This window comes from bacterium, from assembly GCA_035527515.1.
Lineage (GTDB): Bacteria > B130-G9 > B130-G9 > B130-G9 > B130-G9 > B130-G9.
Genome location: DATLAJ010000146.1, coordinates 70688 through 84076, shown reverse-complemented (window position 1 = coordinate 84076; position 13389 = coordinate 70688). Strand labels below are relative to the sequence as shown.

Here is a 13389-nt window from a genome sequence, read left to right as displayed (position 1 = left end):
TCAGTTGAGGCGAGCTCGGCACGTGCGAGCCGACGAGCTGCGCCCGGAGGTAAAAGAAGCTACGGGTGCCCAGACACTGGGTCGAGTGCCGTGGGCACTCCGCCGCTAGGACTTGGCTGCGGGCACCAAGCGCCTCGTTACCTTTCCGACCAGGCTGTGTATGCCGGCCGTGGTTATCGTGGCCAGCACGAGCTCGCCGACCTCGCAGCTGTCGTGTGGAAGATTGACAACGACGTTCTGAGGGCAACGCCCGCAGGCGACGGCTCGGTCCTTCCTGCTGGCACCGTCCACCAATACTTCTAGAGTGCTCCCGACGAAGCGGTGCAGGCTATCGATGTTGTTTTGGCGCTCCAGCGCTAGCAGTCTTTTGAAGCGTTGTTTGACAACGTCTCTCGGGACCTCGTTCTTGAGACTGGCGGCCTTCGTAAATGGCCGTGGTGAGTAGATGAAGCTATAGATGTTGTCGAACTTGGCGAGGCGCACTACCTCAAGTGTGTCCTCGAAATCGGCCTCGCTTTCGCCTGGGAATCCGACCATGATGTCGGTCGAGATGAACGAGCCATCAATATGCTCTCGCAGCCAGGCGACCTTCTCGAGGTATTCTGTCCTCGTGTAGCCCCGGTTCATGAGGCGCAATATGCGGTCAGAGCCGGATTGAAGCGGCATCGAGATGTAGGGGACAAGCGGCGGATGAGCCATCAACTTAACCGTCTCGATGCTCAGGTCCTTTGGATGCGTTGTGATGAACCGAAGGCGCCTCAGGCGGTCGGTCTGGGCGAGGCGCTCGAGCAGCTGCGTGAAGTGCCAGCGGCCATGCGAATAGTTGTTGACGTTTTGGCCGAGCAGGCAGAGATCGAGATAGCCTGATTGCACGAGCTGGCTAACTTCGTTGATGATGTTTTCTGGGTTTCGGTGCCAGATTGGTCCCCTGACGTATGGGACAATGCAGTAGGTGCAGAGGTTGCTGCATCCTCTCGATACCGCAACGTAGGCGCTGCGCTTGCCTGTTCGGTGGATGACGGCGGGGTCGTAATCGCAATCCGGCCGCTCCGACTCAGATGCGACGATCTTGCGCTCACCGGCGAGCAGTCTGTCGATGATCTCTGGGAGTCGGGGCAGGGCACGTGCGCCAATAACGAAATCAGCGTTGAACGGGGCATCGAGGAGTTTCTCCTTCATCTGTTGAGCGACGCAGCCCATGATGCCGACCAGCCTAGTTGAGCGAGTCGCGTTTTTGGTCTGGGGAAGGCTGTGGAGAGTGGTGGTGGCTCTGTCCTGTGCCTTTGCCCTTACTGAGCATGAATTCACGAGCAGTAGATCGGCGGATTCGACCGTTTGTGCTGGGGTGAGTCCAGCGGCCTGGAGATGGCCGGCCGCGACCTCGCTGTCGAGCTTGTTCATCTGACAGCCGAATGTGATAATCGAGTATGTTTTGTTGTCCAATGTCGGTCTCTTGGTGCGCGAAATAAGTTTGATCGGGACGATTCCCGCGTCGACACGATAAGCCTTGACTTTGGTCATAGTAATGCAGGATATTATGAGTGCAAGAGAATATAAGCACAAGAGGTGTGCTTGTTGTTGATAGAGGAGATTTGTTAGGTTTTTTCGGCAGTTGCGTAGCAACTTGCTGATGGACAGTGCATTTTTGGGGATATATTCATTCCTGGGTTTGCGATAGTCGATCAGAGAATCTGAGGAGGGATTATGAAAAGAGCTTCTACGACCAGTTTGCTTTTGCTGGCGATGGCTTGTTTTGCCTTTGTGGCGTCTTCTGCTTTTGGTCAGGGGATCACCGGGGGAGCGTGGCCCACGCTTCATTTTGATTATGAGAACAAGCGAGGGACTTTTGAGGAGGGCCCTCCCCTCTCTAGTCAGAATCTAACCATTCACTGGAGCTACGAGGCCGGATACAGCAGGTCCAACCACATTATTGATTCGAACGGCAGGATCTACTGTCTAGGAACGATAGATGGCGCGATGGGTACCATAACTGCGCTTTACTGTATTAACGAGGGCCTTCCTGACGAAGAGGGGTGCACGCTTCCTGAGTTGCTTTGGCAGAGTCTGATGGGGGCTTATCCGAACGGCACCTGGAACACCGGCGCGCTTAGTCCGGACGAGACCAGGTTCTATTTCGCAGGCAGGGGGACGGGTGGCCTTGCGCTCGACTGCTACGATCCGAATGGAGACCCGGACAACATGGGTAATGCTCTGCTCCTGTTCTCCACGCCATTCTTGGGTGGCGGAAGTGACGCCTCGGACATCATGATAGATACGAACGACCAGCGCATTTACGTTTTTGGGAACTCGGCCGGCAGTTCGGTCGGTTATGGATTCTCTATTCATGCCTTTGGCGACTTTGATGAGGGATCTCTTGTTTGGTTGTATGGCATGGACCCACAGACACCGTTGGGAGCTGATGTATGTGCCTCGCCGGCTCTTTGCAGTAGCCAATACACATATTGGGATTACACACCTGGGCAAGCGGCTGGAGGGGGTACATACTGGATGGGCTTGGGACAACCCAGGACGATTTACGCACCGGGCGCCGATGGCAACCTCTATGCGATGCACACGATTGCTGCCACGACGTGGTCTCCGCCTCCGATATTATTTCCGCCTCCGCCACCCCCGCTAGGCGATCCGGCGCCAGTTAACTTGAAGTGGTCATACGAGGTAAGCAGTGCAGGCTCGCCGCTGGTCAGTTCGCCCGTGATCGTGCCGAGAATGTGGAATTTCCAGAAGGACCGTGTTGAGGGCACGCCGCCCCCAGACGCTCCAGCGGGAACACCGCCGCCGGTTATGTACAACAACGTTGGCGTGACGACGTCCACAATTTATATTTGCGATCCGGCCGGGACTCTTCTGTGTCTCGAGGATTCGTGGTATGCGGAGCACGACTGGGAATTTCTAGGTTGGAGCGCAGATGATCCCCCAGCGCCAATGTGGCAGGACAACAATGACGAGTACATAATGGGCCCGGATATCCCACCTCCTGGGATAGCTGTGGGGGCGTTCCCTCGTAAGTACACATCAGCGCTCAGGTGGTCATACGATCTGGGCGGGCCGACAGCCTCGACGCCGATTCTTGCAGGTAATGCTATTTATGTCCAAAGCGATCACTCGTTGCACGGTGTCGATATCATGACGGGCATGGATGTTGCCACGAACTACTTCGGCGCCACGGAGGGTATGGGGCTGTGGGAAACCTCTTGCTCCGCCGATCAGCCGCCGGGGGAATGGAATTTCACGCCTGACGGAAGCTACGAGGTGGCTCCATCTCCGGCTATGGACGGCAACGGCCTGATCTGGATGATGACGAGCGATGGCTGGCTTGAGGTTGTCACCTCGACGAACAACGATTTGATGGGCTATCTGGCCGGTGATGTCGTTTTTGAATACCACACGGACAGTGAGGAGAATCACCGGGGCCTTGAGAAAGTGCCGTTTCACGAGCAGGTCTATCCCCACCGCTATATGACTATAGCCTGTTCGCCCATAATCTCCGGCGGATACATTTACATCCGTGGCGATGGCCGCAACGAGGACGAAGTCAGTGGCGATCTTTACGGCACTGGCTGGGTGATGAAGATAAAGGAAAACGTTGTGGGCCGGTTCAGGTTTGCGGATGTGGATCCAAAGGTCGGCTACACCGAGGAGAACCGGATGGCCCGGCTGCCGACGGTGTTTACGTATGACGTGGATTATTTCGACCCGGATTGCGGTTCAGTGGGTGTTTATGACGATGAAGTCCCGCATCCGGAGAATCCCATAATCCTGTACGTTGATGGGTTCCATACATTCTGGAGGTTTCTGGAGGACCCCTTCCAACAATACCCGCCGTATCACATCGACCCAGACAATCCTAACCGCGCCGCGCGCCCGACGAGTCTCGTCGGTCCACCTTATGGCTTGTGGGAGGGGATGATTTATCAGCTCGACACTGGCGACGACGATCGCCGGCTGGGGACATACGAGTATATTTCTGACGGTTCGGTCGCGGCCCCGTCACTCCGGGAATACATTTATTACAACCAGAATGGCTGCTTCAACTACTTCTTCGAGACCGAGGATGGCTTTGGTGCGAACTCGCCGATCGTCTCGGAGGTCTATGGGGGGCCGAATATGTGTCCCGAGCTATATTTTGTCAAGACGGATGTTACGTTTGACGGGACGATATCTAGGCCTAAGAAGAGCGTTGTTGACCTTTGGGTTTGGTATTACGACTCTGACGAGGATTCACCCCGGGCTCGAGAGGTCTATCTTGACAACATAGCATATACGATGGGTGGAGACTCCGTGATAGGTAACTCCTCAGTGCCTTGGGAGGATAGGTATTCGTTCCACATGACCACGACGAACGACACGCCGAGCTTCCATTTCGAGTTCACGGACGCCCCGACCGCCGTTCATCCGGATTGGCCGAGGGATGAGGTGGAGCCTTGCACAACGAGGCTGCCCGAATACGGTCAGCTGTTTACACTGCTTCTGCGTAATGGGAAGGTAACACCAGCGGTCGGGCCGCCGGGAGCTTACACTTACAGCATCCGCTTCTTCGACCCGAAGAGGCGCTCGTCCGGCATCAATACCGGTGATGTAGGCTCGCTGAATGCCCACATGTACATCGATGATGTTCAGTATGACATGGAGCTTCTGCCTGGGAACGGTTCGCAGTTCGATGGGCTCTACACCTACGAGACGGTGTATCTGGACTATGGGGAGCACTCGTTCTGGTTTGACTTCTACTACGAGGGCCAGATGCCGTTCTACAACGAGCCTAGGAGCCGCGGCGTGTTGACTTCGGACCCCGGCAACGCTGATGTTGAGAGGAATCCGCCGCCGTCGATCGCAAGGGCGACCGCCCCAGAGTTTCAATATGTAGGGCCGACAATCGCCAAGTGGCCTTCTTTCAACCGGTATCAGGACAATAACTCGCTCGAGAACGAGGCGTTTGGGCCGACGATGCCGGTTATGGATACGCTTAACATAGGCGAGCCCGTCAAGGGCACCCCGGTGATTGGAGGGTCCGAATCGACCATCTTCGCTGGGTCGCGCGATGGCAGGGTGTATGCCATAGCAAGCGATTTTTCGCACGTGTTGTGGCAATACGACACAGGCGACTACGTGGATTGCACGCCGGCTCTTGGGCAAGAGGGCAGCATCATTGTCGCCTCGAGGTCGGGGACAGTCTTTGCGCTGGACACGTGGACAGGCGAGCTGAGGTGGATATTCAGCGCTGCCGATATCGCGGACAGTTCCCCTTGTGTCGGCGTCAACGGCGACGTCTATATAGGCTCTTATTCTGGCACCTTCTACTCCATCAAGGGCCGGGATGGCACGTTGAAGTGGTCCTACAACCTCCCGACGCGTGGCGCGGTGCAGTGCAGTGCGGCGGAGGGGACAGATTCCACTGTCTATTTCGGGTCCTACGATAACTACGTTTATGCCGTCAACTCGGGTGGTCTGTTGGTCTGGACGTATGAGACGGGCGGCATGGTCAACAGCTCGCCTTCAGTGGAGACCAATGGCAACGTGGATACTGTCTATATCGGGTCGTTCGATCACTGCCTCTATCGGCTTGATTATGACTTCACTGTCGCTGGCTTTGAGCCGATGATGGTATGGAAGTACGACACGGGCGCTCCCGTGCAGTACTCTTCGCCGGCGATTGACGGCCACTATGTATATCTCGCGTCAGATGCGCTTTATGCGATTGACAAGGATACTGGAGAGCTTGGATGGTCGTTCGTGCCAGGCGGCTCGATATTTGGTTCCATTACCGTGGACTCTGCGGGCGTAGTCTATTTTGGGGCGAGCGATGCGAAGCTTTACGCAGTCCGGGCGCCTACCGATCCTGATTTCGTTGCGCGCAAAGAGGGCGAGTTAGCCTGGTGGGAGAACGTCGGAAGCCAGGTTTGGATATCTGGCGTGTCGATAGCGCCGCTTGGCAGCGTTGGCAGCGAGGGATACGGAACCAGTCAGTATGATGAGGGTCAGCTGTTCTTCGGCTGTTGGGATGGCAACATCTACAGGATAGCCAACAGGAGCTTCAACACTCCGCCCGTGTTGACCGATCCTTCAGTCTCGCCTTCGATCGGTGGCAGCGACCAGTCGTTCCGCTTCGGCGTGCACTTCTTCGACGCGGATGGCGATGAGCCGCTGGACGCGAGTGTCTATATCGACGACGAGGCTCACGATATGATGTTCACCGGAGTTGGCGTTCCCTCGAATGGTGGATACGAGTACTATACGGATTTCACGCTGTCCAAGGGCGAGCACACCTATTATTTCGAGTTCACAGATGGCAATTGGGTAGGTAACACTCCCGTATTGCTGCCGGCAGCTGCGCCTGAAGGCCAGTTTTCGGGCCCGATCATTGACAACAAGCCGGACCTGACTAATCCGGGAGTCGATCCGGTGTATGGCGACTTCAGCCAGGAGTTTGTATTATCGGTTGATTTCTCTGACCCTGACGATGATCCGCCGGTCTCGGCGGTCGTCTATATCGACGGGAAGGCCCATGCGCTTTCTGAGCCTACCGGCGAGGGCCAGACGCCGTTCAATGGCACCTATACCTATACTACGACTGGTGCGGAGCTGGGCGTCGGCGACCATACATACCACTTCGAGTTCGAGTACTCCGTCAATGAATGGGTCAAAGGCCCAGTGGTTGGTGAGCTGAGTGACCTGACCGTCAACAACTCACCTGTCCTTGCGGACGGAACGGTAACGCCCGAAGGCGGGGACACCTCCGACGATTACACCTATTCTGTCCATTACAAGGACATCGATGACCAGCCGCCAGCGAGAGCAAACGTCGTCATTGACGGTGTGCCTCACCAGATGTCGCTCTACAGCGATTTTGATTCGGACGGCACTTACCGATACACGATGGCGGGCGAGCTGATGGGATATGGTTCGCACATCTATTACTTTGGTTTCGAGGACACCGCGAGCGGGGCTACAATGCTTCCTGCGCCTCCTCTGGAGCCGTTCCATGGTCCTCAGGTCAATGCGATCCCAACGCTTTTGGTTGGCCATGTCTCGCCGATTTCGGGCGACAGTGATGTTGACTTCGTCTTCTCTGTGCACTTCGCTGACCCCGATGGCGTCAGGCCGAGTGAGGTGGCGCTCGTGCTGGATGGGACGCGGTACGATCTAATTCTGGAGGAGGGCATCATTACCGATGGGCTTTACGCACGAACGATAAGCGGGACCCAGATCGGGCTGGGTGATGACCACTCCTTCTATTTTGAGGCAACTGATGACGATGGCTCATCGACAAGGTTCCCCGAGGACGCGAGTGAGTCGATAAGCGGTCCGGCGATCGTTGAGCCGGGGATTTACATCCCGTATTGGCAGGTTAGGAATTCGACGGGGCAGGACACGACTCTTGTGATTGGTAATGCGGGAACCAGTCAGCTCTCGTCGTCGGTGGACGTGGTTGTGCATCTTTATGCTGGGCTGCTGGGTATGGAGATTGACACGATATCGCATACGATAGCGCCGGGCGAGCAGGTCAAGGTTGACCTTTCGGAGCGTTTTGATGATCAGTTGTCGCACTTTGGGTGTGCGAAGGTTACTTGGGACCGTGGCTCGATAGCGGTGTGGGCGATGACAAAGAATGCCGAGTCGCAGGCCGTCTCCATGACGCTCAAGGACCCGCAGATCAGGAGCTCCTATCTGCCTTACTGGCAGGTTTCGAGCGATTCCACGATAGACACGTTGCTCGCCATAAGCAACATCGGCGGGACTTCTGTTGACCTTCACGTCGATTTCTACGATTTCGACGGCAACTCGGTCGGTGCGACGACGTTCACCATACAGCCTAGAGTGCTCCGTCCGCTCTGGCTCAGCGACGTCATCAATGATGCCGAGTCGGCTGGCTCTGCCGTTCTGATTTGGGAACGCGGGATACTAGCGCTTTGGGGTATGATCATGTCGGAGGATACTAGCAAGGCTTTTGAGGTAAGCTTCAATCAGCCATTTTCGTTGTCAGCAGACTTGCCATATTGGGCCTTGCAGTCTGGTGGCTCCGGGCGCAGCGGGCTCGCTAAGATTAATCTGGAGATGCCCCGGTTCTCAGACGGCCTGGGCGACAACGTCTCTCGTCTCGTTGTGGGCTCGCTCTCGGGCAAGAAAGGGAAGCCCGTTGACCTTGATGCGATTCGGGAGGCTGCGCACAATGGGTCCGCCCTGAGCTCTGGCTCCTTGGCTGTGGGGGCGCGGTCTTGGACCGCCGAGACCAAATCCGCGGACAAGGCGCCGCCAGTGTTGAGCGGCTTTGCGATCTCGCCCGAGGCGCCAACGACTCTGGACGCCGTAACGTTCTCGATTGACTATTACGATGAGGACGGTGATTTGCCGCTCTTCGCGCTGGTCGTGATCGATGACGACAACCGAGGGATGACTCTTGAGGAGGGCCAACCTTATGATGGTCGTTACTCATACCAGACGTTCCTTACGGCGGGCGTGCATAGGTTCTATTTCATGTTCTCGGACGGCGAGATGATAGTGCAGCTGCCGGAGGGCACGCACTTCACCATCAATGTGACCGGAGCCTCCCAGCAGCTGGATACGTGGCTGGTAGTGACTAACCTGACGGAGAGCGCAGGCCCCGCAATTGTGAGTTTGTTTGACCTCAACGGCAACGTTGTGGGTGCTATCCAGACACAGCTTGGAGGTCTGTACAGTTCGGGGATGCTCAAGCTGAGCGAGACACCCGTCATGCAAGGCATCGGCAGTGGCACTATCTCCATAGGCGCCGCCAATCCACTCTTGAACGTCTGGGGTGTTATCCAGAGTGATACGTTCAACACCGGGTTCGCCATCAACTTCGAGTCGAGGCACAGCCGGTCGATGTTCATCCCGTATTGGTCGATCAATGATGAGTATGGCGTTGATAGCTGGGTCTCGGTCACTAACAAGGGCGATGAAAATGGCATCGTTGTCGTCAACTTGTTCGATAACATGGGCGAGCTCGTCGGGATAGCCGATCACGAGATCGCGCCCAACAGCATGTGGTTTATGGACGCCAGGGACATATTGTTCTCGAGCGCGACCAAGATAAACGGTCGAGGGACGGTCATTTGGGAAGAGGGCCAATACCTATTGTATGGTGCCATAACAGACCTTACCAACAGGACGAGTTATCCTTTGGCGTTTGTGCAGCCACAAGTTCACAAATGACATGAATTAGACATAGGCTAACTCAGTGAAGGGTGAGGTTCGTGATTGTGCCTCGCCCTTCTTTTTTGCTCGAGGCGTTTTGCTTGCCGGTTTTTCGGGCGGGTATTTGGGAGGCCTAGCGGTATAATATGGTAGAGGAATCTGAACAAGAAGATGACGCAGATAACTGAGGCGCGGAGGGGACACACAACCCCTGAGATGCTCCAGGTGGCTAGGGAGGAGACCCTGGACCCTGAGGTGATAAGGGACCGTGTCGCATCCGGCCACATCGTAATTCCGTGCAACACAGCCCGCGAACACAGAAGGTTGTGCGGGATAGGCACTGGTCTGACAACCAAGGTCAACGCCAACGTCGGCACCTCCACGGACCGTATCGACGTCGAGCAAGAGGTGCAGAAGGTCAGGGTCGCTATTGAGGCGGGCGCTGACACAGTGATGGACCTGAGCACAGGGGGCGATCTTCGCGCGGTCAGGAAAGCGGTGCTGCGAGTGAGCGACGTCATCGTTGGCACGGTTCCCATCTATGATGCGGCGGTCTTGGCTGCCCGTTCGAGAGAGGGCGTGGTCCACATGACGCCGGACGATATGTTCGATGCGATCGAGACCCACTGCCAGGACGGCGTTGATTTCATTACCGTTCACTGCGGAGTTACTTTGGACGTCGTTCAGACGATGATAGACCAGGGGCGTTCGACGGACATAGTCAGCAGGGGTGGGGCGTTTCTGGCCAGCTGGATGCTCTTCAACGAACAGGAGAGCCCCTTGTATGAGCAGTTCGACCGCCTGCTGTCCATAGCCAAGAAATACGACGTCTGTTTGAGTCTCGGCGACGGCCTAAGGCCCGGCTCGCTGGCCGACTCCACGGACCGCGGCCAGATAGCGGAGCTTCTAAGGATCGGAGAGCTGCATAAACGAGCGCTCGAGGCCGAGGTCCAGTGCATGATCGAGGGCCCAGGCCACATTCCCATCTCGGAGATTGAGGCGAACGTCATACTCGAGAAGAAGCTGTGCGATGGTGCGCCCTTCTACGTGCTTGGCCCCCTTGTTACGGACATCGCTGCCGGCTGGGACCACATAACCTGCGCCATTGGCGGGGCGATTGCGGCAGCTGCGGGCGCGGACTATCTCTGCTACGTAACGCCGTCAGAGCACCTGGCTTTGCCGACGGTTGAGGATGTTCGCGCGGGCGTCATAGCCACCAAGATAGCGGCACATGCAGCGGATATAGCGAAGGGCGTTCCGGGCGCCATGGACAGGGACCGCAAAATGGCCGAGGCGAGGGGCAAGCTTGACTGGGAGGGGCAAAAAAAGGTGTCGCTTGACCCGAGTCGGTTCGAGAGGATCAGGGGCTCATCGCGGCCGCATGTCGATGATGTGTGCACAATGTGCGGTGAGTACTGTGCCATAAAGGGCTTAAGGTCCTTGCTGAAAAAGGATAGGAAGTAGGTTGCTCCTGCATTGTGCGGGACCGCATCAGGGAGCTGGACAAGTCTGGCGTGCGAGATCGGGTATCCAGTGCTCTGTGCCTCTCATTGCGGCTTTCTGTTTTCGTTATCTGGCACGGTCTTGGAGCGTGAGGTACCTGCCGAGTGGTGGGAGGTCAGTTGGCGATTTATAGGTGTCTGAGCAACCAACGCATCTTGTGATGAAGAGGCCGTAGTACCGGTGGGTCAGATGATCTCGGACGCGTTCAATTGGTGGTGCTTGCGGGCCTCCCCTCAGGGCAAGGTCCTCGTATCGATCATCTTGATCGCCGTTTTTGTCTTGCTGCGGATGCTTGTTCTCAGTCTAATACACCAGCGTGTTACCGACACGACTGTGGCCTACATCTGGCGTCGGAGAACAACGTCTCTGGTTACGGTGTTAGTCATAGTGCTGCTGGCCTGGCTCTGGTCGGACACGTTTCATTCAGTAGCGACGCTTCTGGGGCTAGTGGCGGCAGCCCTTGTGCTTGCACTGAAAGACCTAGTCGCAAATATGGCCGGTTGGCTGTTAATCCACTCAAGGCGGCTGTTCAGAGTGGGGGACAGGATCGAGGTCTCGGGCCATGCTGGCGACGTCATCGATATCAGGCTGTTCGAGTTCACGCTAATTGAGGTGGGCAACTGGGTTGACGCGGACCAGAGCTCCGGGCGGCTCATCCACGTGCCTAACGGCAAGGTCCTCACCGAGCCACTCGCGAACTACACAAAGGACTTCAATTATATATGGAACGAGCTTTCTGTCGTTATCACCTTCGAGAGCAAGTGGCAGAAGGTCAAGTCGATTCTTGAAGAAATAGCGACCCGCGTGCTCGCCGACACGTCGCAGGACGCCAGGAGACAGCTCAAGAAGGCGGCACAGCGCTACATGATATTCTTCCGCAATCTGACGCCGATTGTCTATATCAAGGTTCAGGACAACGGCGTTAGGCTGACAATCCGCTACCTGACGCGGCCCAGGGAGCGTAGGACAACCGAGCACCAATTGTGGGAGGAGATACTCTCAAGGTTTGCGGAGCACGACGACATCGAGCTTGCGTATCCTACCGTGCGATACTACAGCCGGGGCGAGATCGAGAGGCAGGCGCCGAGGCGAGGCGATTCCTCGAGTGAAGATGGACAGGGCTCAGGGAAACGGGGCAAGGCCCAGTCCTGACGTGCCGACCGACATGCCGGAAACCGATCGCGGCGCGGCGGGCAAGCGCTGTGTCCTCTCTTTTGCGGGACTGGACAACACCGCCGGTGCGGGACTTTTGGCAGACATCAAGACGTTCGAGCTTTTCGACCTTTATGGCCTTGGCGTTCCCACGGCGATCACTGTTCAGACGCCAGATTCGGTCCTGGAGGTGTCGTGCTGTAGCGCTGGGCGGATGCGGAGGTCGCTCGAGACAATGCTCGGTTCATGTAAGGTGCTGGGCATCAAGACGGGGCTTCTCTGCGACGAGGCAGCTATCGACGTGCTCTCGAGCGCGCTGAGAAGTCGGTTCGAGGGCATTCTCATCGTGGACCCGGTCCTCCATTCATCGGACGGCAAGCAATTGATAACGCCTCGTGGAAGGCTTGCGATGAGCGAGAATCTTTTTCTTATGGCAGACGTCATCACGCCCAACATCGATGAGGCCGGCCTTCTCGCTAGGCGGACAATCAAGAGCCGAGCGGACGTCCACGATTGCGCCAAAAGGCTCTGCCAAATGGGTCCCAAGTCCGTTGTGATCACTGGCAGCGGGCGCTTTGGCGGTGAGGACTTTTTCTTTGATGGCTCCGAAGGCTACTTCATCCCGGGCCAGACCGGGCTCGCCTCGTCGGTCGAGAAGGTTTCCGTCCATGGGACTGGCTGTTTCTACTCCGCGTCCCTGCTCTCGCTGCTCGTGCTCGGCAAGGGTCTCCGTGAAGCTGCAACGAAGGCCAAATTCCTGACCGAGAAGGCGATCCTCACGTCCCTCGAACTTGAGGGCCAAAGGTCGCGGCTCATTGACCACTCCGCGGTTCGGCAGTTCATTTTAGAGTGTGTCTGACCGTAGTCTCGCCCGGTTGCCTGTTGTGGTATGATTCTGATCACGTATCAAATTGATGACTGATCTCCCAGAAAGGAGGAGTCGCAGATGGTAGTCTGCTCTGTAACAGTTGTTCCGTTAGGCACGGGGTCCCCCAGCCTCAGCCGGTTCGTCGCCAAAAGCCTGCGTGTGCTGAATGAAAGCGGGCTTAAGTATCAGCTGACGCCGATGGCGACCGTCATTGAGGGCGAGCTCGACGAGGTCCTTGCGGTTGCGGGCAAGATGCACAGCTCGCTCTTCTCCGACGAGGTTGTGCGTGTGGCCACCACGATCAAGATAGACGAGCGTCGCGACAAGCAGCTGACGATGGATGGCAAGGTTGCTGCGGTCAAGAGCAAGCTCTGAAGAGTGGCATTTGCAGGACGTATCGCTCTATACTCGATAACAGCAGCCTTGTGAATGGCTCAGGCGAGCTCAGGCAGGCGCTACCTCACCGCCCGGCGCAAGCGGCACCCGGCAAGGCTCATCGCCCGGCTTCAGCCGAGGCGATATAGAAGGCTATTATTGTCCTAGCCCCCGAATTCATTCGGGGGATCTAGGGCAGCCGGACACCCTCCTCTATATCCGTTCAGATGAGGATTCTGGGGAAGGAGGAGGGGGCGCAGATGCATCTTCAGGCCACCCGAATGAATTCGGGTGTTGCGATAATCAGAGCTATTTATATC

The 13389-nt window shown here is 56.7% G+C and carries 6 protein-coding genes; 5 read left to right on the top strand and 1 reads right to left on the bottom strand.

Annotated features, from left to right (window positions below):
- Positions 1-105: 105 nt before the first annotated feature.
- Entirely contained in the window at positions 106-1443 is a 1338-nt protein-coding gene (gene miaB, locus VM163_11995; GenBank protein ID HUT04598.1) for a tRNA (N6-isopentenyl adenosine(37)-C2)-methylthiotransferase MiaB, read from the bottom strand.
- 261 nt (positions 1444-1704) lie between these two features.
- Between miaB and VM163_11990 the strand changes: the two genes are divergently transcribed.
- The 5 genes from VM163_11990 to VM163_11970 all read left to right on the top strand — a co-directional run bounded on the left by VM163_11990 (position 1705) and on the right by VM163_11970 (position 13069).
- Entirely contained in the window at positions 1705-9189 is a 7485-nt protein-coding gene (locus VM163_11990) for a PQQ-binding-like beta-propeller repeat protein (GenBank protein ID HUT04597.1), read from the top strand.
- Between the two features lie 153 nt (positions 9190-9342).
- Positions 9343-10635: a phosphomethylpyrimidine synthase ThiC gene (gene thiC / locus VM163_11985; GenBank protein HUT04596.1), complete on the top strand. Its 1293-nt coding sequence runs from the start codon at positions 9343-9345 to the stop codon at positions 10633-10635.
- A gap of 228 nt (positions 10636-10863) precedes the next feature.
- Complete coding sequence (locus VM163_11980) at positions 10864-11826, top strand: mechanosensitive ion channel domain-containing protein (GenBank protein HUT04595.1); 963 nt, start codon at positions 10864-10866, stop codon at positions 11824-11826.
- The gene (locus VM163_11975) at positions 11786-12685 is read left to right on the top strand and encodes a hydroxymethylpyrimidine/phosphomethylpyrimidine kinase (GenBank protein ID HUT04594.1); all 900 of its coding nucleotides are present in this window, start codon (positions 11786-11788) and stop codon (positions 12683-12685) included. Before VM163_11980 ends, VM163_11975 begins: the two co-directional genes overlap by 41 nt.
- Before the next feature lie 87 nt (positions 12686-12772).
- On the top strand, positions 12773-13069 hold the full coding sequence (locus VM163_11970) for an MTH1187 family thiamine-binding protein (protein ID HUT04593.1): 297 nt from the start codon (positions 12773-12775) through the stop codon (positions 13067-13069).
- The last annotated feature ends 320 nt before the right edge of the window (positions 13070-13389 follow it).